This window comes from Devosia sp. 919 (assembly GCF_013185965.1).
Lineage (GTDB): Bacteria > Pseudomonadota > Alphaproteobacteria > Rhizobiales > Devosiaceae > Devosia.
Genome location: NZ_JABAOL010000001.1, coordinates 647,007 through 672,711 on the forward strand (window position 1 = coordinate 647,007; position 25,705 = coordinate 672,711).

Genomic DNA, 25,705 nt, shown 5'->3' on the forward strand with positions numbered 1-25,705 from the left:
TCAGAGCTTGCCAAATCGGCTGGGCTGATCATTATAGCCGCGCCAAGATGCTGTTGTTGATGTCGCGGGGCTCGGCGACAGCACGAATTGGCCGGAGGCCGTGTGTTTCGCGCATCAAGTTTTGCTGGGATCGACCTGGCGGCATTGTTCAATGCCGCCCCCAACCCCTATGTTGTTCTCGACCTCGACCTGACCATTGTCGGGGCCAATGAGGCCTATCTGCGCGTCACCGGCCGCACCCGCGAGGAAATCACCGGCAAGCAGCTGTTTGACGCTTTCCCCTCCGATCCCGCTTCCCTAGGCGGGCGCCTGCTGCGCGCTTCGCTCAACAAGGTTCTCGCTGACGGGCAGCCCGATCACATGGCGCTGGTGCCCTATGATACCAGCCGCCCCGGCGAGCCCGCGCAGGTCCGCTATTGGAGCGCCACCCATACACCCATCATGGGTGAAGACGGGCGCATGGCCTTTATCCTGCAGCACACCACCGATGTGACCGAACTGGAGCGGCTGCGCCAGGGCGATGGCGCGGGCAATCAGTGGCAGGCGGGCCTGTTGGACCGAGCCGCCGCGGTGCAGGCGCAGAACGACGAATTAGCGGCGCAGGCCAGCCATGTCCGGCGCCTGTTTGAACAGGCCCCCAGCTTCATGGCGGTGGTCGGCGGGCCCGAGCATGTGTTCGAGCTGGCCAATGCCTCCTATCTGCAGCTGGTGGGCCATCGCGAACTGCTGGGCCGGCGCGTTGCCGATGCCTTGCCCGAAGTGGTGGAACAAGGCTTTCTCGAGCTGCTCGACACCGTGCGCCGCAGCGGCGAGCCCTATGTGGGGCGCGGCGTGCCGATCCGGCTGCAGAAAAGCCCGGGCGCGCCGCCTACGGAAGCCTTTCTCGACTTCATCTACCAGCCCATTCGTGGGGCGGATGGGGAAGTGGTGGGGATTTTTGCGCAAGGCCACGACATCACCGAGCTCAAGCGCGTGGAAAAGGCGCTCGAGCGCGAAACCCAATTCCTGACCCTCGCGCAGGAAGCGGGCGGCGTCGGCACTTTTGAATGGGACCTCGCCACCAATCTCGTCAGCGGCTCCCCCGCCTTTTTGCGCCTTTATGGCCTTGATCCCAACCGGCCCGAGCTGCCCATCACCGAATTTGCTGAAGTGGTGCATCCCGAGGATCGCGAACTGCTGGTGATCGAGCCGAGCCCCGGCATGGATGAGGGGTTCCGGCGCACCGAATACCGGGTGCTCACCCCAACAGGCGTGCGCTGGATTGCCCGCCAGGCCGTGGTGGTCCGCAACAAGGAGGGCGAGCCCGAGCGTGTGCTGGGTGCAGCCTTCGACCTGACCGAGCGCAAGGATGCCGAACTGCAGTTGTCGCTGATCGCCCAGGAATCAGCGCACCGGATCAAGAACATGCTGGCCATGGTGCATGCCATCGCCACCCAGACCCTGCGCACGGCGCCGTCCCTGCCCGAAGCACGCGACGCGATCGGCGCGCGGCTGGTGGCGCTGGGGCAGGCGCAGGACCTCTTGACCCATGGCAGCGTGGCCGCCGGCATTGCCGATGTGGTCGCGGCAGCAACGCAGCTGCACAGCGAAACCTTTGGGCGCTTCCGCGTCGAAGGCCCCAATCTCGAGCTGACGCCCAAGGCCGTGCTGGCCCTGGGGCTGATGCTGCATGAACTGGCCACCAACGCGCTCAAATATGGCGCGCTGAGCGTTCCGGGCGGCGGGGTCGACATCACCTGGAGTGAACGGCGCGAGGACCTTGAAACGGGGGTGGCGTTCGTTGATTGGGAATGGCGCGAATGGGGTGGCCCGCCGGTGCAGGAACCCACGCAAAAAGGCTTTGGCTCGCGCCTGATCGAGCGGGGCTTGGCCAGCAATCTGGGCCGGGCCGAGTTGATCTATGCACCCACGGGCCTGGTGTGCCGGGCGCGGATCGCCGTCGCACGGGTGGCGGTGGGCTAAAGATGGGGGAGTAACGCCGCGCCAGCGCGGCGTGGGGCGTTAGCGCAAGCCCGCTTCTTCGAGCAGGCCCTGCCGCTTGGCGTCGTAATAATAGCCGCTGGCATAAAAGCGCATGGCGCGGTCTTCGCTGCGCCTGGCGGTGATATAGGCGCCGGCCAGATATTTCACTGCATAGCGCAGATTGGTTTCGGCATCGAGCAGGCCCGCGGCCGAGCCGCGATAACCCATGCCTCGCGCCGTGGCGTGGCTGATCTGCATCAGGCCCATATAGGGCCCGTTGCGGGCGGCGGGGTTATATTTGCTCTCGCGCACGATCACCCGGTGCACGAGGCGTTCGGGCACATCATAGGCCCTGGCATAATAGCCGATCATGCCATTGAGCCCGCTGCCACTGCCGGCATAAGCCAAGGCGGCGGGGGCGGGGGGAATGGCATCCGCCCGGGGCACATGGCCGGCCTTGGTGGGCGCGAGCGCCGCAATCGCCGCGGTAGCGGGGGCCGGTTTGATGGAGCCCATGGAACAGCCCGCCAGCAGCAGCGCCAGCATGAGGGCAGCTCCGGCTGAAGCGGCGCGGGCGCGCGAACTGGCCTGTCGGGGAGCGGAAAGGTCGATCATGGCGCCATCTTACTGTTTTTGCTCAAATTGGCCATAGGGCCCGAAAAGGGCAGCTTCATGGCAGTTTTTGGGCGGAGAGGGTGGGGAGATAGTGCTGATGCGGCATGCTGCGCCCAAGCGGCAGCGTTGCCGGAGCCTGTGACCCCGGCGTGGTGTGGCCCAAGGGCGAGGAGCAGCCGTTACGCGGCGCGGCGGCAGAGGCAGGTGGAGCCGGCTGATCGCGAACGCCATCTGCACCTAGATTGGGAAACCAGCAAGCAGCTTGGCTCAGCCCAGGCAGGCAAAGGGGATTTAAGCTGCAGCTTCGCTCGGCCCATGCAGGTAAAGGGGATCAAGGAGATGGGCGACTGGGATGGGCGGCGGGGTTCCGGCCCGGCAGAATTGTTGCGACACCCCGTTGCGCCGCCTGCCGGCATTGGCTAGGTTGCGCCCTGTTCAGCCGGGGCTCCTGAGTCCCGCCCCACGGATGCACCCGTAGCTCAGCTGGATAGAGCGCTGCCCTCCGAAGGCAGAGGCCACACGTTCGAATCGTGTCGGGTGCGCCAATAACTTCAATGAATTAGCGAGTTTGTCACTCACTCTCCCACACTAGCGTCCCACATAACGGGTGAAAAGCTGGGGGAGAGCACGCTCATTTCCAAGGCTTGGGGAAGCCCTTGCTTTCAACAGTGCTGGCGAGCGCACCTTGGAAATCAGCAGCATAGCCGGCTTTCGACCCGGCCCCATTGCAGCCGTCTCAAGACCTTTGGCGTTTCTTAAACGCTGCCGTCGCCTCGCCCGACGGAGTGGTCAACGCCTGCTTGCGCTACTTCTGAGCCCTGTTGCGGCGAGCTAGAGCTGACCTCGAGTGCGCCAATTACCTCTCCTTAGACGAGAACGGGCAGACCCCCGCCGACTACCATCCACCTGCCTCCGATTGCAGACGCGATGCCGTGCGCGGGGGCTCCGGGCTGGCTCGCTGTGCCGTATCCATGCGTAGCCTTGCGCGCGGCACCTGCGGTGAATGCCTTGTCTATGGCGATCGTGTTGCTGGTGTTTTTTTTCCGCCATCCATGCGGTCGAACGCGATCAGATTGCCGCTCTCGTCGGCGACAGCAATGCACATAGGTACGCCGATGGATGTGGACTTATCGCGCGCGCCCTCCAAAATCTTGCGGGCAGTGTCGAGACGAGACAAAGTTATCATTGAAAAGGTCGTAGCGGGCCGTGCGATCAGCTAGCGGCGGCGAGCAGGTGTTTTTCTGCGCGATCAATGCGGTCTTTGACCAGTACCTCAGCTTCCCCGATCCGGCGTTGCTTGAGCAGGTCAACGAGAAGGACATGGTCGTGGCGGAGAACTTGCATGTCGTATTCGTGTGAGCGGGTGACCTCGGCCATGGCCAACTGCAACTTGGCCAGAAGACCGCGGTAGAATTCCGTGAGATCGGAGGACCCTGTCAGCCCTGCAATCGCCAGATGGCAGTCGATGTCATGCTTGATGATCTGATGGTGATCACCGGCGTCGATACTCGCGAGCAGTTTATTGGTTGCGATGATCAAAGGCTCAAGCGCTGCGTCCTCAAGATCGGCATAGGCTAGAATGCCACCGGCTTCCAAGAGCCGACGAGCCCGGTATATTTCGCGGATCTGTTCGGCGCCCAGCCGCGTCACCGAAAGACTGCGGGTGCTCGGATTGCGCGTCAGCACTCCCTCGACGGTGAGGGTATTAAGGACCTCTCGAACCGTGGCTCGGGACACGCCCATATTGCGGGCCAGCGCTTCTTCGGTGAGAACAGCGCCCGGCAGCAAGCGGCGTTCAAAGATATCGCCGCGCAGCAGCTCTATGCATTGTTCGGCAATAGTCTCACGTTTAACGCGCATGATCGCTTCCGCTCGACATCAGATCACGCCCTCTGCAAATCCCCTTACTGCTCCCCGGGCTTCCGCGGTGCATAAGGCTGGCCATATGTCGTGTCAGTCATGAAACGTTCAATACGGAATTCTTCAAAAGCATCCTGTTTTTCCCCAAACAGTTCTGCAGCTATAGCCTCGCCAAGGTAAGGGGCAAGGGTTATCCCGGAATGCGTGGCTACGACATAGAGCCAAGGCAGGTTTGGGGCCGGGCCCACGATGGTGCGCCCGTCTTCCGGCATGACGCGCTGGCCGACCATGATGGTCTCGATCCGCGCGCCTTCGGTATTTGCGAGCAAAGCGCGCAGGCGCTCCAAAAAGGTTCGGGCCAGCCGCGAATCCGGGTCGGGAACATTGCGCGGATCGGCAGTGGCGTCGAGATCCAGCGCCTGCAGCATCAGCCGGCCGCCACCAGCTGGCCGGACGTTGAGCCAAGGGCTGGTTATCAGACGCGAAAGCTGCACAGGAAGCGGATTGGTCACCGCCAAGTAGCCGACAACGACATCGCCTGGCTCGGTGAATTCGCGCACGGGGACGTCAACCCCCGCCAAGGCCGCAACCGAGCGAGTCCAGCGCCCGGCGGCGGAAACCACCTTATCGACGCGCAAGGTTGAACCGTCGGACAGCGTCAAAGCTGTTGCGTCGCCCTCGGGTTCGAAGGACGTCACTTCGACACCGGTGCGCATTTCGACACCGGCCTGGCGCGCCTCGGTCAGCATGAAGGCCAGATATTTCGCCGGATAGGCATAGGCTTCGTCAGTGTAATGGGCGATGCGCTGGATCCCCTTGGGCAAGCGCACGTCTGGAAGCAGCGTCTGCGCCTGTTCAGGGCTGATGTCTTCTGCTCCATACCCCCAGCCTTGCAGCCGCTTTACGCGCGCGGCGAGATTGTCGCGGTGATGATCGTCGACAGCAAATTCGACATGGCCACCCAATCCCAGCCAGCCGGTCTCGTCCTTGGGTGACAGCCGCATATGCGCTTGGAGGCCGGCCAGGTTCAGATTGTAATAGGCGGGGGGTTCCTTGCCGTTGGAATTGATCCAGGCATAGGACGTGCTGGTTGTGCCAGAGCCAGGAGTCGCCTGCTCAATCAGCGTTACTGCAGCACCTTTTTGCGCTAGCCGTGCTGCCACAGTGGCGCCAATCACCCCTGCCCCGATGACTGCTACATTCATGACAATCGCACTCCCTTACCAGCAAAAAAACGCCTTGCGGCCACTGCACGTCTGACTGTCATACAGCCCTACGATGCTCGGCGAAGGCAAGTCAAGATTGCACTCTATATGGGCAAAAAATCGTTGTGCTTAGCCGTTGACCACATGCAAAAGCTGTGTCTAGTCTAGTCTTGTCAGACAGCCGGACAGTCAACATAGACGGATGATCAGGGGGGGTTGCAGCCGCGTTTAGTTTGGATGCCGGGCACTATCGTTGAGGAGCTTCAGGTTTACCAATGCCGGAGGGAGGAATCCGGCACCTACATCATGGGAAGGAACGTTCGTGCAAACATCGATCTTTAATCGCCGCGGGTTCTCCGCGCTTGCAGCCGCTTTTGCTGGCCTACTGGCCACCGGCGGAACCGCCGCAGGGCAAGACGCTTATCCAATGCGTGACATCACGCTGATCGTGCCATATGCGCCCGGCGCCTCGGGGGACATTCTCGCGCGCCAATATGCTGCTCTGTTGAGTGAAGACCTAGGCGTCACCGTCGTCATTTCCAATTCCCCGGGTGGCTCGGGCACGATCGGCACTGTGGAAGTCTTTGGCGCCGACCCCGATGGCTATACTCTGGGCTACGGGCACAATTCGCCCCTGGCGATCGCGCCAAACAACAATGCCGGCCTGCCCTACAGGAGCGCCGAAGACTTCACCACTATCGGCGGGATCGGCCACCAGTCGGGCACCGTGTCGGTCAGCGGCAACGCGCCCTGGCAAACGTTCGCCGAGTTTGTCGAGGCCGCGAAGGCCGATCCTGGCGTGCTCTCGATTGCGGTAGGCGGCGCGGGCAATGTCAAGGACATGCAGCTCCAACAGTTCCAGGAGGCGGCAGGCGTGCAGTTCAATATCGTTCCCTTTGCCGGTGGCGGTGCCGAGGCTGTCGTCGCCGCGATGGGAGGAATTGTCGACGGCGTTTCGGTGAACGCGTCTAGCGTTCGTGGTCAGATTGCATCGGGCGATCTGCGACCGCTCGCCATTTTTGCCAATTCCGAGGAAGAAACCATTGACGGTTTCGAGGTGATCACTGCGGAAGACTATCCGGGCATGAAATACCTGCAGGATTCGTCAGGCATTATCGCACCGGCCGGCGTGCCTGAAGATATCGTCGCGATCCTCGAGCAGTCGCACGCAAAGATCATGCAGGACCCCGAGTTCCTGGCCGTGCTGGAAGCGGACAGCTACCTCGTCGATCCTGCCAATTCCGAAGAGTACCGGGCTCAGCTCATGGCCGACCTCGACAGCTTCGGTGAGCTAAGTGCCAACTGAGAAATCCATCCAGGACATAAGAACCTGGCGTATCGGCCGCGCTGCGGCCGGTACGTTCGGGCTGATCTTCGCCCTGATTTATCTATTTGAAGCGCGCACCTTGCCACTGGGCCGGATGAATGCACCAGGACCAGGGATTTACCCGGTCGTCGTCGGCAGTATCCTGGCGCTCGTCAGCGTTGCCGTCATCGCCGGCGCTTTGTGGAGCCGCGTGGCCGGAACGACAGCATTTCCCACAGGCAAGGATCTTCGGCGCGTTGCCACCGCCTTTGGCGCCTTCGTCCTTTATGTGGCGTTGCTGAACGTCGCCGGTTTCATCGTCGCAACGCCCCTTCTGGTTACCTTCTATACGCGCATCGTGGGCAAGATTTCCTGGTTCAAGGCTGCGGCCAGCGGCATCGGCCTTACCCTGCTGATCTGGGCGATTTTCGTCTTTGTTCTGGGCGTACGCCTGCCGACATCGCTCTGGGGATAAAATGGACGCTCTTCTTGGATTGATGCAGGGCTTCGGCATCGCCCTGATGCCTGAAAACCTCCTGGCAGCGCTGATCGGAGCGGCGCTGGGAACGGCCGTTGGCGTTCTTCCCGGGCTTGGACCGCTAGGCGGCGCAGCGCTCATCTTGCCGTTTACCTATGCCATGAGCCCCACCGCGGCAATCATCATGATCGCGGGGATATATTATGGCGGTATGTACGGCGGCTCGACCACGTCAGTGCTGCTCAATGTGCCCGGCGAGACGGCCTCGGTGATCACGACGCTCGATGGGTATCCGCTCACCCAGAAAGGCCGTGCTGGCCCTACGCTTTTTATCATGGCGATCGGCTCGGCAATCGCGGGCTTTATTTCGCTTATCCTGGTGACCCTTTGGGCGCCCTGGCTGGCTCGGTTTGGGCTGAGTTTTGGTCCCGCCGAATTTTTTGCCGTGATGACGTGCGGGTTGATCGTGTTGTCGCGCGTGTCTGGCGGCAATCTCGTTAGTAATGTTTTTCCGCTCATGATCGGTATCGTTGCCGGCACGATCGGGCAGGAAGCGGTCAGTTCGGTTACCAGATTTACCTTTGGCTACTTTCCGCTCATTGCGGGGCTAGAGCTGACGGCTATCGCGATCGGGCTGTTTGGTATCGCCGAAATCCTGCGGATGGTCGAAAATCCAAAAGCGCCTCCTAAAGTCATGAAAATCCGGGTGCGCGACATGCTGCCCAGCCGCGACGAATGGCGCCGCTCTTGGGGTCCCTGGGGCCGAGGCTCGCTGATCGGCTTCGTGTTCGGGCTGCTGCCCGGTCCGTCCGCAGCTCTTTCCTCGTACGCCTCATATGAGGTGGAAAAGAAATTTGCTATCGGTCGCAAAGAAATGGGCAAAGGCGCCATTGAGGGCGTCGCCGGGCCTGAAGCGGCCAACAATGCCGCCGCAACTTCGGGCATGATTCCGGTGCTATCGCTGGGACTGCCGTTCTCCGCCACATTGGCCCTGATCCTGGCGGCACTAATGATCCACGGTATCCAGCCCGGGCCATTGCTGCCGACGCAACACCCCGACATCTTTTGGGGCGTGATTGCCTCGATGTTTGTCGGCAATATCATGCTGCTGGTGCTCAATATCCCGATGATCGGGATTTGGGTGTCCATGCTCAGGGTCCCGACCTGGCTGCTTGGCGCCTTTGTTCTGGTGATCGCCACGGTGGGCACCTATAGCGTCCGGCACAATATGGTGGACGTCTATCTGCTGGCTGGTGCAGCCGGGGCCGGATACTTCCTGAACAAGCTTGGCTTCAGCCTTTCACCGCTGATCCTAGGTTTCATCCTCGGTCCCGAGATCGAAAAGCACATGCGCCAGGGCCTGTTCCTGTCGCGTGGTGATCTCACCTATTTCGTCGAACGCCCAATTGCGGGCGCCTTGTGGGCCGGGACCATCCTAATCCTGGCGGCAGTCGTGTTGCTGCGCGTGTTCCGTAAAGATGTGTCGCAGAAGTTCGAGGCACTCGAGGAAGACGCCTGATTACCCTTCCGATCGGCGCTCCAGCGGTGCCGACGTTTCGGCCACCTAGGAGAACGCAGTGCAAAATTCGGACCATAACAGTGGAGCCAGTGTCGCTCCTCACCGTACACGAGTCATGGGGCACACCCACTCGGTCGCCGCGGGACATTATCTTGCGGCGCAAGCGGCTTTCCAAGTGCTGGAAGCGGGCGGAAACGCTGTGGATGCAGGTGTTGCAGGCGGCATCGCGCTTGGCGTGGTGCAGAGCGAGTACGTCGGTTTTGGCGGCGTGGCGCCAATTATGGTGCGGATGGGCGAAACGGGCCGCACGTGGACCTTTGCCGGCGTCGGGCACTGGCCAGCGGCAACAGATGTCGAAGTGTTCCGCAATCGATATGGCGGCCGCATTCCGCGCGGCGTGCTGCGAACGGTGGTCCCCGCGGCCCCGGCTTCCTGGATCGCGGCGCTCGAAAAATTTGGAAGCATGACCTATGGCGAGGTCGCCGGCACGGCATTGCGCTTTGCGCGCGATGGCTTTCCTATGCCCTCACTGATGCACGAGATCATCAGCAAGCATCGCGACGATTATAATAGCTATGAAGCCAACGCTGCCATTTACCTACCAGGCGGAAGGGCGCCGGCGGTCGGCGAGAAGTTCGTTCAAACGGACCTAGCCGGGGTGATCCAGTACATGATCGATGAGGAACAAACCGCATTAGCAACCGGCGACCGCCTGGCGGGCCTTCGCGCTGCCCGCGACGCGTTTTACCGCGGCGACATCGCTGCCCGCATCGTTCAGTACAACACGGAAAATGGTGGTTGGCTGCGTTCGCGCGATCTGGCCGACTTCGCCGTCCAAGTGGAAGAAGTCAAACCGACGCGGCTTGGCGATATCGATCTTTTCACCTGCGGGCCCTGGTGCCAGGGGCCCGTGCTGGCCCAGACGGCCGGCATGCTCAATGGACATGATCTGAGCACCCTGGGGCACAACAGCATCGACTACATCCACCGTCTGACCGAAAGCTTCAAGCTCGCCTATGCAGATCGGCATGCTTATGTCGGGGATCCCGATTTCGTCGACGTGCCCTATCATCAGATGATCTCGCCGCGATATCTGGCGGAGCGGGCCCGGGCCATATCGATGACGAGCGCATCACCCGGCATGCCTAAGCCTGGCGACGCGCTTGGCTTTGCGGCTCCGATGGCGCAGCCGGCTCGATCCGCTGACGAAGCGGACCAGCTTGACACTTCCTACATCTGCGTCGTCGACAAGCTAGGCAATGCTTTTTCGGCCACCCCGAGCGATGGCTCGGCCAGTGCGCCGGTTATTCCCGGGCTTGGTTTCGTGCCATCGGCGCGTGGGGTGCAATCCTGGGTCGAGGCGGACGCTCCGGCAGTCGTCGGACCAGGCCGGAGGCCAAGACTGACGCCCAATCCTGTCATTCTTTGCAAGCCAGGCCATTTTGTTCAGCCCATTGGCTCTCCGGGTAATGACGTGCAGCCACAGGCAATCCTGCAAGTGGCGCTAAATATGCATGTATTCGGCATGACCCCGCAGGACGCGGTGGAAGCACCCCGGTTTGCCACGTTCAGCTATCCACGCTCATCCGCTCCGCATTCTTACGATCCGGGGCTGCTCAAGCTTGAAGGGCGGATCGATGCGGCTATTGCCAATGGTCTTTCAGCGCTTGGTCACGATGTGCAGAACTGGCCGGATTGGGAGTGGACCGCCGGGGCTGTCTGCACAATCCTGGCAGATGAAAAGCGCGGGGTGCTTGAAGGTGGGGCCGACCCGCGCCGGCCTACCGCGGCACTGGCTTGGTGAGCACTAGCATGAAATTTTCCTACTCGATGCCCTATGGCGCACCACGTCGTCCGGTCATGGCACGTAACATGGTGGCGACGTCTCAGCCCTTGGCGGCGCAAGCCGGGCTTGCGGTCCTTGCCAGGGGCGGCAATGCCATGGACGCCGCCATTGCCGCGGCAGCGACGCTAACGGTCGTTGAGCCGACCGGCAATGGGTTGGGCAGCGATGCCTTCGCCATTGTCTGGGACGGCAAGCAACTGCATGGCCTCAACGCTTCCGGTCGTTCGCCTGCCGCCTGGACCCCCGATCGCTTTGCCAGCCACACCAAAATGCCCGGTCGTGGATGGGAGAGCGTCACGGTTCCCGGCGCCGTGTCCGCCTGGGTGGATCTTTCCGCGCGTTTCGGCAAACTCGATTTCGCTAGCCTACTCAGCTCCGCCATCGACTATGCCGAAGATGGCTTTGCGGTTTCGCCAACCATTGCCGCACTCTGGAGCAAGGGCGCTGCGACGCTGGCGGAGCACCCTGGATTTGCCGAGACATTTCTCGTTGACGGCCGAGCCCCCAAACCCGGAGAGCTGTTCCGCAACCCCGCACTGGCCGCATCGCTTCGGGCCATCGCCGAGAGCAAGGGCGAAGCGTTCTACCTTGGCGAACTGGCCCATAAGATTGCTGAGTTCGCGGCTCAGCACGGCGCAGTCTTGACGGCAGCAGACCTCGCCAGTCACAGCAACGACTGGTGTGGCACCATCGAGATGCCTTTTGGCGACGTGGCGCTGCACGAAATACCGCCCAATGGGCAGGGCATCGTCGCACTGATGGCGCTCGGCATGCTGGAACACCTGCCCGTCGGAGATTCCGGCTGCGACTGTGCTCAGTCTTTTCACTTCCAGATCGAAGCAATCAAGCTGGCCATGGCAGACGCGGAGCGCTACGTTTCCGATCCAACCTTCATGAAAGTGCCTGTTGAGGCCTTGCTCGATCGCGACTACCTCAAGCGCCGGGCCGCACTGATCGACCCGCGACAGGCCCAGGAATTTGGCGCTGGCGCCCCCACAGCCGGCGGCACCGTCTATATCACGACGGCGGATGCCAGTGGCATGATGGTGTCCTATATCCAGTCAAACTATTCCGGCTTTGGTTCAGGCATTGCCGTCCCCGGCACCGGCATACACCTGCAAAACCGCGGTTCCGGCTTTACTCTCGAAGCGGGACATCCAAACCAAGTCGGACCCGGCAAGCGTCCGTTCCACACCATCATTCCAGGCTTCCTGATGCGCGATGGCGCGCCCCTGATGAGCTTTGGCGTCATGGGTGGGCCGATGCAGGCGCAGGGGCATGTACAGATGGTGTTGCGCACCCAATTGTATGGACAAAACCCGCAGGCAGCCAGCGATGCACCACGCTGGCGTTATGTTCGCGGCAAAAGCGTTGCCATCGAGTGGACCATGCCGGACGAAACTGTAGCGGCGCTGGAGGCCCTGGGCCACGCGACCACGCGCGAGAGCCCAGACGCCAGTTTCGCCTTTGGCGGCGCGCAACTCATCCATCGACTGGACAGCGGATATATCGGTGGTTCCGACTATCGCAAGGACGGCATGGCCGTCGGCTTTTGACCCCAACCTCAAGAAGAATCTCATGAATCGCATCAAACAGGGCAAGACCCTGCATGCCGTCACCATTCATGGTGGCGTGGTCTATACGTCGGGCCTGGTCGCGGACGACATCGACACCGACATGGGCGGTCAGACGCGCCAAATCTGCGAAAAGGTAGACGATCTGCTCAAGGAAGCCGGTACCAACAAGACCAAGTTGATCCGAGCACAGATCTATATCACGGAAATGAGCAAGAAGCCGGATATGGACACCGCTTGGCTGGACTGGCTAGGTGACGACCTTCCCTGTCGTTGCACGGTTGGAGTTGATGATTTGGGTGATCCGCGTCGCCTAATCGAAGTCGTCATTACCGCAGCGCAATAGAACCCAGCATGGCTCTCTTCGCAAAACTCAGGAAAATCGGCGTCGACGCCTATCTTTTGCTGCTTCTGGGTACCGTCGCGTTTTCATTCTTGTTTCCGGCAAGAGGGCCATTTGCCGACATCGTCAAGCAGGTCGCCTACTATGCGGTGGCGCTGCTGTTCTTCGTTTATGGAGCGAAGCTCAAGACCGAGGCGGTCGTCGCGGGCTTCGCCAACTGGCGGCTGCAACTGACGATTGTGGGCCTGACCTACGTCATGTTTCCGCTTTTGGCTTTGGCCCTGGTGTTTTTAGGCGGCTCCCTGATCACCGATGAGCTGGCCCTTGGCCTGCTCTACATCGGTATTCTGCCATCGACCGTCCAGTCCTCGATCGCCTTTACTGCTCTAGCCCGCGGCAACGTGGCGGCGAGCGTTTGTGCCGCCTCGGTTTCCAACCTCCTGGGCGTTATCCTTACGCCCATCTTGGCAACGCTGATCCTTAATGCCGGCGATGGAGGCCTCAATGGCGCGGCGGTCGTCAATATCGCCATCCAGATCGTGCTGCCCTTCGGCCTGGGACAACTGCTCCGGCCGCTTCTCGGCGACTGGATCAACCGTCACCGCCTGATTTCGCTGACGGTGGACCGCGGCTCTATCCTGCTGATCGTTTATTTGGCTTTCAGCGCCGGGATGGTCGCCGGGGTCTGGTCTCAAATCGATGCCACCCAGCTTTTTTCACTGATCGGCCTGGTCGGCCTGCTCTTGGCGATAATCATTGGGATCACCTTTGGTCTTGGCCGGCTGAGCGGCTTCAAGAGCGAAGACAACAGGACCATGGTGTTTTGCGGCTCGACCAAAAGCCTCGCCTCGGGTGTGCCAATTGCCAACATCCTATTCGCCGGCGGTCCGCTGAGCTTAATCATCCTGCCGCTGATGCTCTATCACCAGATCCAGCTTATCGCCTGCGCCATCATCGCACAGGCCATGGCCTCCAAACAAGAAAAGGAAAAATATGGGTGATGAAGAGCTGTCACTAAAATTAGCGACGTTGCGGTGATAAGACGCAAAGTGGCGTCACTGATTACCTGCAGGGTCTGACCATATGAAGCTGCTGATAGTCAGGACAGATTGTAGCGCTCGTGCCTTCGAAGGGACATGAGCCTGATCTCGCCGATTGGTCGAAATTATAATATAGTTGTCTGGGGATCCTCGGTCGCTCTGGTTTATAGCCAGACCGTCCAGCGGACGTGCTTAAGGGCGCCCCTGCCAAGCTAGATGAACCTGACCACGTGGCTCGTCTTTACAGCGTCGCCATATAGCGAAGTAAGTAGTGGGACCATCGTTCGGTGGAAGGGGCCGAGGGTCGGTAGCGTCGTCAGCTTTGTGACCTGCCTTAACAAAGCTGCCCGTTCGTTGACCATTCATTATGGAAGCTCATATGGCTTGATTGGAGTAACAACTTCAAGGCTTGGCGCAACGCACGCATAGACCATGGACTCCCGGCATTTCTGCCTTGGATAGCACAATCCACGAGATTTAGCCGGTTCGTGAATTTCGCTCTGGGGCAGGGCACAAATCTGTTCGCTAGCACTCTGTCTAGCCAGTTGGTGCCCAATCGCGCTCGACCCATCGCTACCACAGGCTTGGATACCCTCAATAGGAACCATGGGTTTGCGGTTTCCGGCCGGCCTCTTCCTTCCAGATCGCGCATGGCGAATGGGGACTACCTGGCAGTGCAGAACGGATGATGGGGGTGCCTCACATTTCCCATGCGGTATCGGCTGTCGATCAATATTCCAGCGGACCTTCTTCGCCGTTGCTCTCCTTAGGTTTGTTCTCCGCACCGCACCGCACCGCACCGCCCCGCACCGCACCCCACCGCACCCCGCCAAATACCGGATATAGGAACTCTGACGCATTCACGGTTGTACTTATCGGAATTAGTTTGACAGACGTTTTTCCGCATTCTCATATGCTCATTGAATGGCCAGTCGTGCACTGGTGCTCAAAAATACAACTGAGGATAGATGCGATGACAGTGGTGGAGCGGGTAAAAAGCGGCAGCAAGTATGAGGACATGTTCAAGTTCTCGCGGTTGGTGAAGGTGGACAACTGGATCTATTCATCCAACACTGCCGGGCGAAATTACCAAACGCGTGAAATGTCGCCAGACACGGTCAAGCAAGCTCATCAAGCGCTGGACAATCTGTCAGGTGCGCTTGCCGGGGTTGGCGCCAAACTCTCAGACACCGTGCGGTTCCACATCGCCGTTCGTAGCCCTGAGGATCTCGAGCCAGTGCTGGCGGTGATTGCCGAGCGCGTCGAAGCTAACGATCCGGCTCACACCATCTCCATCGGCCCGATGCCGCACGAAGAGATGAAGCTCGAGATTGCTGTCATTGCCTACATCCGCGATCCGGCCACGCCCGATATCGTCACCAAAGTGACGGTGTAAGCAGGAGGAAGAGTACAATGGCTGACGTCGTCATTATTGGGGCAGGCATCTCGGGCTCATCTAGCGCCTATGAACTGGCCAAAGAGGGCCTGGAGGTGGTGCTGATCGATCGGTTTGGTCCAGCGGCTATGGCCTCGGGCTGGACGCTGGCCGGCGTGCGCCAGTCCGGCCGCCACTCAGCCGAGCTGCCGCTAGCCAAGGCGGCCGTAGATATCTGGCAGACCTTGGCCGACGAGCTGGACAGCCCTACCCATTACACCCGCGGCGGCAATCTGCGGCTGGCACGCACTGAAGCGGAAGTGCCGGTGATCGAGGAGATTGTACGCGAGCAGACCGCCGCGGGCCTTGACCTGCAACTGCTCAAGACCAATCAAGAGATCCGTGAGATTGCCCCGGCGCTGGCCGAACACGTGCTAGCGGCTTCGTTCTGCCCCAGCGATGGCAGTGCCGACCCCACCAGCACGGTGCTCGGCTTCGTGCGGGCCGCCGAGCGACTAGGCGTTCAAACGCGGTTCGGCGAACGGGTGCAGTTCATCGAAGTAGTTGATGGCAAGGTGACTGCCGTTGTGACCGACAAAGGTCGGATACCAACCGGCAAGGTGGTCGTCGCGGCCGGCATTTTTGGCAACGAGATCCTGCGTCCACTCGGCATTGACGTGCCGCTGCAGGTGCCGATGGTGACCGTTTTGCGGTCCGCGCCTATCGATGCAGTGCTCAATCAGGTGATCGGCGTCGCTAACGCCGATTGCGCTGGTCGGCAGGAATTCAACGGGCGCTTCCGCGTCACCAGCGGCCTTCAGGACTGGCATGGCGGCTTGCTCGAAAAACAGACTGACGCGGGCTTACGGCCCCGCGTGCTGCCCACCGGGCACAGCATCGCCGAGGTGGTCGAGCTATTCGGCGACATTGTGCCGGCGTTCGCCGCCGCCCAGATCGAGGATTACTGGGCCGGACTCATCGATCTGACGCCGGACGCAATTCCGGTGATCGACGGCGATGTCGGTATCGAGGGCCTGGTAGTCACCATGGGCTTTTCGGGACACGGCTTTTGCTTAGGGCCGATCACCGGCAAGCTGGTGAGCGACCTGGTGCAGGAGCGTCAGGCGCGCCTGCCCCTTGAGCCGTTCAAATACAGCCGCTTCCACAACAGCCGCTCTTTTACCGAAGGGGCAACCCTGCACGGCTAGGCGAATATATTTTCACGTTACTCACTGGAGGAGCCTACTCATGACTATGACTAGACTGGCGCTGGGTACTACAGCAGCGGCGCTGCTTTTAACACTGGGAGCAGGTACGGCGCTCGCGCAGACCCTCAATGTCGCCGTTCCCGGCAACGATTTGGCTACGCTCGATCCGCATCGCGCTAGTGCCACCTTCGACAAGAACGTGATCAATTGGATGTTCAACGGTCTAGTCCGTACCGCACCCGGGCAGTTCGCCCTCGATACCATCGAACCCGATATCGCCGAAAGCTGGACCACCTCGGAAGATGGATTAACCTGGACTTTCAGCCTCCGCAAAGACGTGACCTGCCAGGGCGAATACGGCCCGCTTACAGCCAACGATATCGTCTATTCGCTCAATCGGGCAGCCTCGCCCGATACCTCGAGCTATTCGGCCGACTATGCCGCCTTTGAAAAGATTACGGCGCTCGACGACTATACCGTAGAGATCACGCTGGCCAATCCGATCCCGAGCGTGCTCGGCCTGCTGGTTCCGTTCAATGGCGGATCGATCATCTGCGAAGCTGCCGGTACAGCCCTCGGCGAAGAGTTCGGCCGCAATCCGGTCGGCACCGGCCCCTTTTCCTTCGCCGAATACCAGTCCCAGCAATTTGTGCGGCTGGTCGCTAATGAGGATTATTTCCGAGGCGCACCTGAAATCAAAGAAATCATGTTCCGCTATCTCGGTTCGGATTCGAGCCGCGATCTAGCGTTCCAGTCCGGAGAAGTCGATCTAGTAAATGGACGGTTCGAACAGTCCTGGCTCGACCGCACTGCGCAACTGCCTGATACGACCGTGCAGGTAATTGGCCCCTTTGAGCTGCATCAGTTGCATCTCAATCTCTCCCAGCCTCCGCTCGACGATATCCGCGTGCGGCAGGCCATCGCCCATGCCATCGACCGCGCCGGTCTGGTCGCGTTCCGTGGCGAGATGCTGACGCGCGAAGCGACCTCGGTCATTCCCTCCGGCTATCTAGGCTATGCCCCCCAGGAGCTTGCGGAATATAATCCGGAACGCGCGCGCGAACTGCTGGCCGAAGCCGGCTATCCTGATGGTATTGACCTCAATACCGTCCAGACTTCTCTGCCCGCAATGCTGACCACCATGGAAGTTGTGCAGGCGCAGCTAGCCGAGGTCGGCATCCGGCTCAACTTCTCGCTGGTCGATCACCCCACGTTCCACGAGCAGATCCGGCAGGATCTGTCACAGGTGGTCTATTACGGGGCCTCGCGCCTGCCAGTGGCGGACATTTTCCTCACTCAGTTCTTCGACTCCGACTCGATCGTGCTGAAGCCGACGGCAGTAACCAACTTCTCCCATTGCGGGGTGGCCGATGCCGAAATCGACGCGGCGCGTACCGAGCTCGACCCGGATCGCCAGCTCGAGCTGTGGGCCGAAGCCCAGCGCAAGATCGTGGAGGCAGTATGCGCCGTCCCCATGTATGAAATGGGTCAGCCCTATGCGTGGAACAATCGAGTCCAGTTCGCCACCCCGCTGGCCGGGTCGTTGAACTTGTCCCCCACCATCGATGAAACGACGCGATTGGTCGACTGATGCTTGGCTTTGTTCTGCGCCGACTTGGCTTCGCCGTGATAACGCTGTTTGCGGTCCTGACCCTGGTCTTCTTCGTCATCAGGATCCTGCCAGGAGACCCGACCGTGGTCATACTGGGGGACCAGGCAAGTGCGCAGAGCATCGCCCTGCTGCAGGAGCGGATGGGTCTCAATCAGCCCATCTACATGCAGTATCTGCAATTTCTGGGAGGCGCCCTGCGTGGGGACTGGGGCGCCTCGTTGGTTTCCGGACGTCCCGTCATCCAAGAAATCTTCAACGTGCTGCCCCACACGCTGGAGCTGACGGCGCTGGCATTGGTGCTGGGCATTGCGCTTGGTCTCCCAGCCGGTATTTGGGCGGCCGTCAACCGCAACCGAATTCCCGATTATCTAACTCGCATCGTCTCACTGCTGGGGCTATCAGCCCCCGCGTTCGTTTCGGGCATCGTATTGCTGCTGTTGTTCGCCATCGTGCTGCGCTGGTTTCCTGTGATCAGCAGCGGGCAGAGTACCGATCTCTTCGGGAAACTTCGCGACTTGGCCCTTCCGGCGCTGAACTTGGCCCTTATCATGGCCGCCTATGTCACCCGGGTCACGCGCTCATCCATGCTCGAAGTGCTTAGCCAGGATTACGTTCGCACCGCCATGGCCAAGGGCGCCTCGGGCACCGCCGTAGTCTGGCGCCACGCCCTGCGCAACTGCCTCATCCCCGTGGTGACGGTAGTGGGGCTTTATCTCGGCATTCTCATCGGCAACTCGGTGCTGACCGAGATTGTCTTCAACCGGCCCGGCCTGGGCAAGCTTATCGTGGGCGCGCTTAACCAGCGCGACTACACGATGCTGCAGGGCATGATGGTCATCTACACGCTTATCGTGGTGATCGTGAACCTGGTCACCGACCTGATCTACGGCCTCATTGACCCACGGGTGCAGTACGAATGACCAAAGCGATCCCGACTGCCCGACCGGAGCGCCGCAACGAGTTTCTGCTGCTTACCGCCAACGCCTTGCGCTTCACGGGCAAGGCGTTGGTTTCCAACCCGACCACGCTCATCGGCACGTTCATCTTCGCCGTCATAATTCTCTTGGCGGTGCTGGCTCCGATCATCGCGCCCTATGATCCGATTTCCCAGAGCATCATCAACCGCCTGCAGGGACCAAGCTGGGGACACTGGCTTGGGACAGATTATTACGGTCGCGACATCCTTTCGCGCCTCCTGCACGGTGCGCGCTATTCATTAGTCATCGGCATCTTGTCTATTAGCCTCGCGGTGGTCGTTGGCTCGCTAATCGGGCTAGTCGCAGGCTACTGCGGCGGCAAGATCGACATCGTTATCATGCAGATCATGGATGTGGTGCTGGCCTTTCCCGCTTTGATCCTGGGCATCATTCTCGTCGCCGTTCTGGGCGGGAGCGTGGTCAATATCATCATTGCCATCGCCTTTACTGCGGTACCCGCCTTTGCCCGCATCGCGCGGGCACCGGTTATGACGCTGCGCGAGCGCGAGTTCGTGCAGGCTGGCCGAGCGCTAGGATTTTCTGACCTGCGAATTATGTTCCGGCATATCTTGCCCAATATCGTGCCCGAAATCATCGTCATGGCCTCGCTCTGGATGGCGACGGCCGTGCGCACGGAAGCTTCGCTGGCCTTCATCGGCTTGGGCATCGCGCCACCCACACCCACCTGGGGCGGGATGGTCCGGGAGGGTTTTGAGAACATTCTCGACAGCTATTCTGTCGCGCTGTTTCCCAGCCTTGCCGTGCTAATCCTCGTGCTAGCGCTCAATTTGATCGGCGATGGCCTGCGGGACGCCATCGATCCCAAACTGGGGACGAACTCATGACTGGACCGGTTCTCAAGGTCGACGACCTGCGCGTGCAATTCGGTAAGAGCCAGGTGGTCAAGGGCATCTCATTCAGCCTTGATGCCGGCAAGACCATGGCGCTGGTCGGAGAGTCAGGGTCGGGCAAGAGCGTCACTGCCCTCTCAATCATGAGGCTTCTCCCCGAAAAGGCCAAGCTCTCGGGCTCGATCCGGCTCGGCGACAAGGAGATGATCAGCCTGCGCAACGAGGAACTGCGCAAGGCGAGGGGATCGCTCGCTGGCATGATCTTTCAAGAACCAATGACAAGTCTCAATCCTGTCATGCGGGTGGGCGACCAGGTGGTCGAGGCGCTGCGTTATCACACCCAGCTGTCCACGGCAGAAGCCAAGCAGGAGGTACTGCGCTTGTTTGACCGGGTGCGTATCCCCGATGCTGCACGTCGATTTTCCGAGCACCCTCATACCTTTTCGGGCGGCATGCGGCAGCGCGTGATGATCGCCATGGCGCTCGCCTGCAAGCCCAAACTGCTGATCGCAGACGAGCCGACCACAGCGCTCGACGTGACCATACAGGCCGAAATTCTGGGCCTGCTGGCCGAGCTGCGGCGCGATACCGGCACGAGCGTGCTGTTCATCACCCATGACATGGGGGTGGTGGCCGAAATCGCCGACGATGTGCTGGTAATGCGCTATGGCGAGCTACTGGAAAAAGGAGACGTGCACCAAATCTTCGCTCGCCCACAAAATCGCTACACCCAGGACCTGCTCGCGGCCGTGCCGCGGCTGGGTGGGATGGGCGATCATGCCGGCCCCAAGCGGTTCCGCGAACGTGCGCCAGCGAGCGCTGCTCCGGTCCCTCCGGCGGCTGTCCTCGAAGACACGCCGGTTCTTACTGTTAACAATCTGATCACGCGCTTTAGCGTCAAGCGCGGCATGCTAGGCCACCACGTGGCCAACGTGCATGCGGTGGAGGACGTTTCGTTCGCCATCAAGCGCGGGGAAACGCTGGCTCTGGTAGGGGAGTCGGGGTGCGGCAAGTCAACTACAGGTAGATCGATCCTGCGCCTGACCGAGCCTCTGTCAGGGCAGGTAATGTTCGAAGGCCAAGACGTGCTGCGCAGCGAAGGGCGCGATCTCCGCCGGATACGCCAGCGCATGCAAATGATCTTCCAAGACCCCTATGGATCGCTTGATCCGCGCCAGACCATCGGGTCGGCCCTTGCTGAGCCCATGCTGGTGCACGGGATCGTGGATCGGCATGAGGCTGATGATCGCGTAGCGCAACTGCTGCAACGGGTAGAACTCGATCCGGCGCTGGCCATCCGATTTCCGCACGAGTTTTCCGGTGGCCAGCGCCAGCGCATCTGTATCGCCCGGGCGTTGGCACTCGACCCGCAGTTGGTAATTGCCGACGAGGCCGTCTCGGCGCTCGACGTCTCGATCAAGGCGCAGGTCACCGATTTGATGCTTGATCTGCAGGAAGATCTAGGGCTGGCTTATCTTTTCATCAGCCACGACATGGCCGTAGTTGAACGGATCAGCCACCGCATCGCAGTTATGTACCTCGGCCAAATCGTGGAAATGGGACCGCGCGCCGCAGTCATTGGGTCGCCGGCCCATCCTTATACCCAGCGGCTGCTCTCGGCCGTTCCGGTCGCCGATCCTGCGGCGCGGCGCGAGCGCCGGACCGGCCAGACTACCGAAGAGCTGCGTAGCCCGCTGCGCGGCCCGCTTTATACTCCACCGCCGATGCGCTATCGCGAAGTAGGGCCCGGACACATGGTGCTCGAAGCCATCTAAAACCCGCCTGAGCTCGGCCCTGCAATGCGCAGGGCCCCAATGTTTGGCGCCTAGCCGTGCAATTCCACGGTGCTCGACACGGCCACTCCCGCGAAACGAGACATGCGGAAGGGTTCGATCGGCAGGTCGGGTGTCGCCCCTTCCGCCAAATCGGCGAGAATCGCCCCCGTGACGGGGCCAAGGCAAAAGCCGTGCCCGGAAAACCCAGTCGCCAGCACGATGCCCCCAGCCTCAGGCAAAATATCCAGTACCGGGAGGGCGTCGACGGTTTGGTCGATCAGCCCGCACCACAACCGATCCAGCTTCACCCCTGCCAACTCGGGCACTAGAGCGCTATACCGCTTGATCAACTCGGCCACACTGCTGGCGGGCGGGCGCACCTGCGGCCATGGATCGAGCTCGAGGTGACCGTCCCAGACTTCATGGCCGCCGCCGATACGGAACTGGCCCAGCACTTCCTGGCGCAAAGTGGTATCCCCATTCGCGACGCCGATGACTGGCATTTGCGGAGCAGGCGTCGCGACCGATCTCATCATGGTTGCGCTCATCACCTCATAGGGGACGTGATAGCCGAAGCGTCCAATCAGCTTGTTACCGTAAATTCCGGTAGCAACGACAACCTGCCCTGCGGCGATGACGCCCTTAACGGTGACCACTCCGCTCACCTTGCCCTCCGTGATCTCGAGCGCGGTAACCAGTTCACCAAACCGAGTTTCGGCGCCGAGGCGCGTTGCGGCATCGACAAAGCTTTTGACCGTGGCGTGCGGATCGGCATGCCCATCGGTGGGACAGAACGAGGCGCAGACCACATCGGGCGACACCATCGGCGCGATCTCCTGCACCTCCTTGCCTGTCACCAGGTGCATCTCTAGCCCCAGCGCGCGATGCTCGGCGACGATAGCGGCGATCCGGTCAGCCTCCTCATCATTACGAGCGCAGCGCAGATTACCCACTTGCCGGTAATGAGTCTCTCCTTCCAACTCGTTGCCCAGCGTCTGCCAGCGCTCCACGGCCGCGCGGGCCAGCGGCATTTCGGCCTTGTGACGACCCGATTGCCGCACGCCGGCCAACGTCCAGCCAGATGCCATTGACGCCGGACCGTATTGATCTATCAACACAACGGAGTGCCCGCGTTTTGCCAACTCATAGGCCGTCGCCGACCCGCTTATTCCTGCTCCAACTACCGCAAAATCAAACAAAGCGCTCACCCTGACGACATCATTGAGTAACGCACGATAGTGTAATAGTCGGTTTTTATCTATAACATGTATTCCGATAAGCGGAACACAGGCGGTTTCTGAAGGAAACTTTTCGATGGCTAGTGAAAGCTCTAGCAATGCAGAACGCGCTGGCGAGATCTTGATCCACCTAGGCAATGCCGGAATTGAGGGGATGTCGCTGCAAGATTTGTCATTGGCGCTCAACGACGCCAAATCGGGTACTCGGCGGGCGCTGGTGGCGCTTTCAAAGCGCGGCTTCGTTGAACCAGCTAAGCGCTACGGCCACTATCGGATTGGGCCTGCTGTGTTCGGGATTGCCAACCGCACTACGTCGGTCAGCGAGATGGTGCGGCGCTACCGTCCCGCCGTTATGGAAGTGGCGGCGCTCACTCAGCAATCGAGCTATCTGATGGTGCGGGCCGGCTTCGATGCAATCTGCGTTGACATGCATGAAGGCACGGCCTTCGTTCAAACCCTGACCGGCGGCATCGGCGGCCGCGTTCCACTCGGCATTGGGCCGGGAACGATTAGCATATTGACGCTAGTAGACACCGCCTCGATCGCCAATGTTCTTGATCAGAACGAGGAGAGGTACGCCCAGTATAATCACGCCAACCGTGCTAAGGTAGAGCGCGAACTCGCGCGCGCCCGGACTCTCGGGTTTAGCTACGATATCGGAGAGACCTATCCCGATGCCGGCGGTGTTGCGGTGCCGATCCGCCTAAGCCAGGGCGTAACTGCCGCCGCCGTGTCCATTGCTATTCCAGCCTCTCTTCTGTCTCCCGCTAAGGCTAGCGAAATCGCCGCAATGATCCGCTCTGCAATAGCAAGCTGTGAGCCACACTAAGCAGCCAGCTGACCATTCTCACTGGCCCACCTGAAACTTGACCAAGGGGTAAGAGCGACTCTGAGCAGAAGCGGAGATTGCCTGCTCCCTGCTCCTGTGCGCTCAGTTAAGCCTCTGAGGCTCTCCAGTAGACACCGCACACCCATTGCCAGCAACAAAGAATTGATCCAAGAACTCCTGGACGGAAACGCATCCGTCTACTGGGGGACTTAATGAAAATCTTCGTAGCTACACTGATCGCCCTTTCGGTGATGAGCACTTCTGTGTTCGCCGGGCCCTGCAATGTTCCGTCGGATCGAGCATCCGATGGCTCGCGCTGTGGCGCCCGTGCCGCGTCTGAACGTCCCGGCGGCAACTGACCAATAACTGATGTGGGCCCGGCTCACCTGTCCTGCCCCACATCAGCATCGCGCGCCCGGGACGGCAGGTAATGATCCGCTCGCAATCTGATAGGAGACTAGGGGTTGGGTATCTTCGACGCCCTAATTGGCAATGCCAACGCAATTGATGCGGGCAAGGTAGCGGGAAAGCTGGAAGGGATCCTACTGCCTGGCGAGGAACTATCACTCGCCTACAAGCTGGTGAGGGACTTCTTCGTGTTCACCGAGAAGCGGATGCTCATCGTCGATGTGCAAGGAATCACCGGAAAGAAGGTGGAGTACCTGTCCATTCCCTACCGCTCGATAACGCGGTACTCACTCGAAACCGCCGGCACGTTCGACATGGATGCTGAGCTGAAGATTTGGATATCCGCCGATAACAACCCTATTCAACGGACCCTGAAGCACGGCACGAACGTGAAGGCTATCCAGCTTGCGCTTAGCGCCGGCGTTTTGCGCTGAAGGTCGATGATGAAGTTGGTGTTTGCGGTAGCCATGGCATGCCTTGCCGTAGTTCCGGTGCAGGCTGAGCCGCCTCAGCTCCAAATGTGCGGCAACCAGTGGAACACGCCCGCCAAGACATGCCTGGTCGATGGCGACACGTTATGGCTCAATGGTGAAAACATTCGGCTCAAGGACTTTGACAGTCCAGAGCCTCAGAGCAGCATATGCGGCGGCCAGCGGGAAGTGGCCCTGGCCCAGGAGGCTAGTGCCCGCATGCTCGAGCTGCTCAACAACAATGAATGGACCATCGAGAGCTTCGGCGCGGGCGTCATTCTCGGAAAGAGCATCAGTTGCATCAGTGATGACCACAATCTGCTTGATGTCGCTGATGGGCTGCTGTCCCGCAGCGACACGCGATCCAACAGAGGAGCTGGAGCCGACATAAACCTGACGCTCGCCAACCAACGCGTAGATTCCAGGACGGTTGAGGTTGTCCAGCTTGCCCAAGGAGCGCCGCGCCGCCACACTGGCCACAATGACTGCGGGCGCAAAGGAGGAAATAGTCAACCGCTCGATGCCGGGGGGAAGAGGCATCTCGCTGGCGGCGGGCGAAGGAGCAGTGGGCCCACAACCATTACCCAAGGGCCAGCAGCTTTCGGCCTCTTCGCCGGCCTGACCTGGTGTCTTCGGAGCACGACGCACCACCGAGTGCTGATCAATCACGTCGGCATACTCGATCACCAGGATTGCGAGATCGACCATTACCAGAACAGCGCTGGTGGGATCGGGATGATCGCCCAATGCTTCGGTGATGTCCCCGAGGCTGGCACTCCCTGTCTCGTCAACGACGCGCAGGATGGTCAACTGCGTAGACCCAGCCACCAGCTCGTGCTGGACCAAGCCGGCAACCAGTACCGGCGGGGAATAGGGCATGAAAGTGCAATAGGACTTGCCCGACGCATTTGCGTCGGTAGAAAAGGAATCAGCCATGTAATCACCTGTGGTAGCAGGAGGTTTCATGGTCAGGTCGACGGACGGTTTGCAGACCTCCGTCGGCCGCTCCTTGCAGGGAGCGTCCCGACCATATCGGTCCGTGTGGTGCCGACCACACCAAGATGAGGATCCGCATCAATCTTGCAAGAGCGGCCTCGATCGCATGGTTAATGCTGGCGTAATCGAGGCCCGCAGTGCTCCGTCCACCTTAACCACCACTGATACCGGGCACCTGCATAGACCCGGCGGAAGGCTGCGAATTCGGCCATTGCAGA

General features: G+C 60.6%; 22 protein-coding genes, 1 tRNA gene and 1 pseudogene. 17 read left to right on the top strand and 7 right to left on the bottom strand.

Annotated features, from left to right (window positions below):
• Positions 1-102 precede the first annotated feature (102 nt).
• The gene (locus HRQ64_RS03145) at positions 103-1,962 is read left to right on the top strand and encodes a PAS domain-containing protein (protein ID WP_172121984.1); all 1,860 of its coding nucleotides are present in this window, start codon (positions 103-105) and stop codon (positions 1,960-1,962) included.
• 39 nt (positions 1,963-2,001) lie between these two features.
• Here the strand turns inward: HRQ64_RS03145 and HRQ64_RS20040 are convergent.
• A pseudogene (locus HRQ64_RS20040) lies at positions 2,002-2,346 on the bottom strand (lytic transglycosylase domain-containing protein); the annotation flags it as partial.
• 699 nt (positions 2,347-3,045) lie between these two features.
• Here HRQ64_RS20040 and HRQ64_RS03155 point away from each other — a divergent pair.
• A tRNA-Arg gene (locus HRQ64_RS03155) sits at positions 3,046-3,122 on the top strand.
• Positions 3,123-3,443: 321 nt separating this feature from the next.
• On the opposite strand, the gene HRQ64_RS20335 is transcribed toward HRQ64_RS03155, so the two are convergent.
• Genes HRQ64_RS20335 through HRQ64_RS03170 form a run of 4 tightly spaced genes read right to left on the bottom strand, consistent with a single transcriptional unit; the run spans position 3,444 to position 5,642 of the window.
• The gene (locus HRQ64_RS20335) at positions 3,444-3,599 is read right to left on the bottom strand and encodes a heme-binding protein (protein ID WP_349236729.1); all 156 of its coding nucleotides are present in this window, start codon (positions 3,597-3,599) and stop codon (positions 3,444-3,446) included.
• Entirely contained in the window at positions 3,590-3,763 is a 174-nt protein-coding gene (locus HRQ64_RS20340) for a heme-binding protein (RefSeq protein WP_282568069.1), read from the bottom strand. The genes HRQ64_RS20335 and HRQ64_RS20340 overlap by 10 nt, the downstream gene beginning before the upstream one ends.
• Before the next feature lie 26 nt (positions 3,764-3,789).
• Positions 3,790-4,437: a GntR family transcriptional regulator gene (locus HRQ64_RS03165; RefSeq protein ID WP_172121986.1), complete on the bottom strand. Its 648-nt coding sequence runs from the start codon at positions 4,435-4,437 to the stop codon at positions 3,790-3,792.
• 44 nt (positions 4,438-4,481) lie between these two features.
• Positions 4,482-5,642 carry an FAD-dependent oxidoreductase gene (locus tag HRQ64_RS03170; RefSeq protein ID WP_172121987.1) on the bottom strand — a complete coding sequence of 387 codons (1,161 nt, stop codon included), beginning with the start codon at positions 5,640-5,642 and terminating at the stop codon, positions 4,482-4,484.
• Positions 5,643-5,964: 322 nt separating this feature from the next.
• Between HRQ64_RS03170 and HRQ64_RS03175 the strand changes: the two genes are divergently transcribed.
• From HRQ64_RS03175 to HRQ64_RS03235, 13 genes are all read left to right on the top strand, one after another.
• Positions 5,965-6,948, top strand: coding sequence for a tripartite tricarboxylate transporter substrate binding protein (locus HRQ64_RS03175; RefSeq protein ID WP_172121988.1), 984 nt, complete (start codon positions 5,965-5,967; stop codon positions 6,946-6,948).
• The gene (locus HRQ64_RS03180; RefSeq protein WP_172121989.1) at positions 6,938-7,423 is read left to right on the top strand and encodes a tripartite tricarboxylate transporter TctB family protein; all 486 of its coding nucleotides are present in this window, start codon (positions 6,938-6,940) and stop codon (positions 7,421-7,423) included. The genes HRQ64_RS03175 and HRQ64_RS03180 overlap by 11 nt, the downstream gene beginning before the upstream one ends.
• Before the next feature lies 1 nt (position 7,424).
• Positions 7,425-8,945: a tripartite tricarboxylate transporter permease gene (locus HRQ64_RS03185; RefSeq protein ID WP_172121990.1), complete on the top strand. Its 1,521-nt coding sequence runs from the start codon at positions 7,425-7,427 to the stop codon at positions 8,943-8,945.
• Positions 8,946-9,060: 115 nt separating this feature from the next.
• Positions 9,061-10,749 carry a gamma-glutamyltransferase gene (locus HRQ64_RS03190; protein WP_172121991.1) on the top strand — a complete coding sequence of 563 codons (1,689 nt, stop codon included), beginning with the start codon at positions 9,061-9,063 and terminating at the stop codon, positions 10,747-10,749.
• An 8-nt stretch (positions 10,750-10,757) separates the two neighbouring features.
• Positions 10,758-12,347 carry a gamma-glutamyltransferase family protein gene (locus HRQ64_RS03195; protein WP_172121992.1) on the top strand — a complete coding sequence of 530 codons (1,590 nt, stop codon included), beginning with the start codon at positions 10,758-10,760 and terminating at the stop codon, positions 12,345-12,347.
• A 22-nt stretch (positions 12,348-12,369) separates the two neighbouring features.
• Positions 12,370-12,711, top strand: coding sequence for a RidA family protein (locus HRQ64_RS03200; RefSeq protein ID WP_172121993.1), 342 nt, complete (start codon positions 12,370-12,372; stop codon positions 12,709-12,711).
• A gap of 8 nt (positions 12,712-12,719) precedes the next feature.
• Positions 12,720-13,709, top strand: coding sequence for a bile acid:sodium symporter family protein (locus HRQ64_RS03205; RefSeq protein ID WP_172121994.1), 990 nt, complete (start codon positions 12,720-12,722; stop codon positions 13,707-13,709).
• A 1,012-nt stretch (positions 13,710-14,721) separates the two neighbouring features.
• Positions 14,722-15,144: a Rid family hydrolase gene (locus tag HRQ64_RS03210; RefSeq protein WP_172121995.1), complete on the top strand. Its 423-nt coding sequence runs from the start codon at positions 14,722-14,724 to the stop codon at positions 15,142-15,144.
• A 17-nt stretch (positions 15,145-15,161) separates the two neighbouring features.
• A complete protein-coding gene (locus tag HRQ64_RS03215) occupies positions 15,162-16,331 on the top strand; it encodes an FAD-binding oxidoreductase (RefSeq protein WP_172121996.1) in 1,170 nt (389 codons plus the stop codon).
• A 40-nt stretch (positions 16,332-16,371) separates the two neighbouring features.
• A complete protein-coding gene (locus HRQ64_RS03220; RefSeq protein WP_210258492.1) occupies positions 16,372-17,922 on the top strand; it encodes an ABC transporter substrate-binding protein in 1,551 nt (516 codons plus the stop codon).
• On the top strand, positions 17,922-18,863 hold the full coding sequence (locus HRQ64_RS03225; RefSeq protein ID WP_172121997.1) for an ABC transporter permease: 942 nt from the start codon (positions 17,922-17,924) through the stop codon (positions 18,861-18,863). Before HRQ64_RS03220 ends, HRQ64_RS03225 begins: the two co-directional genes overlap by 1 nt.
• Complete coding sequence (locus HRQ64_RS03230; protein ID WP_172121998.1) at positions 18,860-19,765, top strand: ABC transporter permease; 906 nt, start codon at positions 18,860-18,862, stop codon at positions 19,763-19,765. Before HRQ64_RS03225 ends, HRQ64_RS03230 begins: the two co-directional genes overlap by 4 nt.
• The gene (locus tag HRQ64_RS03235) at positions 19,762-21,546 is read left to right on the top strand and encodes an ABC transporter ATP-binding protein (protein ID WP_172121999.1); all 1,785 of its coding nucleotides are present in this window, start codon (positions 19,762-19,764) and stop codon (positions 21,544-21,546) included. The genes HRQ64_RS03230 and HRQ64_RS03235 overlap by 4 nt, the downstream gene beginning before the upstream one ends.
• A gap of 50 nt (positions 21,547-21,596) precedes the next feature.
• Here the strand turns inward: HRQ64_RS03235 and HRQ64_RS03240 are convergent, their stop codons facing one another.
• The gene (locus HRQ64_RS03240; protein ID WP_349236730.1) at positions 21,597-22,754 is read right to left on the bottom strand and encodes an FAD-binding oxidoreductase; all 1,158 of its coding nucleotides are present in this window, start codon (positions 22,752-22,754) and stop codon (positions 21,597-21,599) included.
• 106 nt (positions 22,755-22,860) lie between these two features.
• Between HRQ64_RS03240 and HRQ64_RS03245 the strand changes: the two genes are divergently transcribed.
• Positions 22,861-23,613, top strand: coding sequence for an IclR family transcriptional regulator C-terminal domain-containing protein (locus tag HRQ64_RS03245; RefSeq protein WP_172122001.1), 753 nt, complete (start codon positions 22,861-22,863; stop codon positions 23,611-23,613).
• A gap of 464 nt (positions 23,614-24,077) precedes the next feature.
• Entirely contained in the window at positions 24,078-24,455 is a 378-nt protein-coding gene (locus tag HRQ64_RS03250) for a PH domain-containing protein (protein ID WP_172122002.1), read from the top strand.
• Positions 24,456-24,596: 141 nt separating this feature from the next.
• On the opposite strand, the gene HRQ64_RS03255 is transcribed toward HRQ64_RS03250, so the two are convergent.
• Positions 24,597-25,301, bottom strand: coding sequence for a hypothetical protein (locus tag HRQ64_RS03255; protein ID WP_172122003.1), 705 nt, complete (start codon positions 25,299-25,301; stop codon positions 24,597-24,599).
• Between the last annotated feature and the right edge of the window lie 404 nt (positions 25,302-25,705).

What these genes read in the sequence shown, in the direction of transcription:
- HRQ64_RS03235 (WP_172121999.1), top strand. Translation starts at nt 19,762, where the DNA reads ATGACTGGACCGGTTCTCAAGGTCGACGACCTGCGCGTGCAATTCGGT.
- HRQ64_RS03245 (WP_172122001.1), top strand. Translation starts at nt 22,861, where the DNA reads ATGGCTAGTGAAAGCTCTAGCAATGCAGAACGCGCTGGCGAGATCTTG.
- HRQ64_RS03170 (WP_172121987.1), bottom strand. Translation starts at nt 5,642, where the DNA reads ATGAATGTAGCAGTCATCGGGGCAGGGGTGATTGGCGCCACTGTGGCA.
- HRQ64_RS03195 (WP_172121992.1), top strand. Translation starts at nt 10,758, where the DNA reads ATGAAATTTTCCTACTCGATGCCCTATGGCGCACCACGTCGTCCGGTC.
- HRQ64_RS03220 (WP_210258492.1), top strand. Translation starts at nt 16,372, where the DNA reads ATGACTATGACTAGACTGGCGCTGGGTACTACAGCAGCGGCGCTGCTT.
- HRQ64_RS03190 (WP_172121991.1), top strand. Translation starts at nt 9,061, where the DNA reads ATGGGGCACACCCACTCGGTCGCCGCGGGACATTATCTTGCGGCGCAA.
- HRQ64_RS03225 (WP_172121997.1), top strand. Translation starts at nt 17,922, where the DNA reads ATGCTTGGCTTTGTTCTGCGCCGACTTGGCTTCGCCGTGATAACGCTG.
- HRQ64_RS03215 (WP_172121996.1), top strand. Translation starts at nt 15,162, where the DNA reads ATGGCTGACGTCGTCATTATTGGGGCAGGCATCTCGGGCTCATCTAGC.
- HRQ64_RS20340 (WP_282568069.1), bottom strand. Translation starts at nt 3,763, where the DNA reads ATGATAACTTTGTCTCGTCTCGACACTGCCCGCAAGATTTTGGAGGGC.
- HRQ64_RS03165 (WP_172121986.1), bottom strand. Translation starts at nt 4,437, where the DNA reads ATGCGCGTTAAACGTGAGACTATTGCCGAACAATGCATAGAGCTGCTG.
- HRQ64_RS03205 (WP_172121994.1), top strand. Translation starts at nt 12,720, where the DNA reads ATGGCTCTCTTCGCAAAACTCAGGAAAATCGGCGTCGACGCCTATCTT.
- HRQ64_RS03210 (WP_172121995.1), top strand. Translation starts at nt 14,722, where the DNA reads ATGACAGTGGTGGAGCGGGTAAAAAGCGGCAGCAAGTATGAGGACATG.
- HRQ64_RS03230 (WP_172121998.1), top strand. Translation starts at nt 18,860, where the DNA reads ATGACCAAAGCGATCCCGACTGCCCGACCGGAGCGCCGCAACGAGTTT.
- HRQ64_RS03200 (WP_172121993.1), top strand. Translation starts at nt 12,370, where the DNA reads ATGAATCGCATCAAACAGGGCAAGACCCTGCATGCCGTCACCATTCAT.
- HRQ64_RS03185 (WP_172121990.1), top strand. Translation starts at nt 7,425, where the DNA reads ATGGACGCTCTTCTTGGATTGATGCAGGGCTTCGGCATCGCCCTGATG.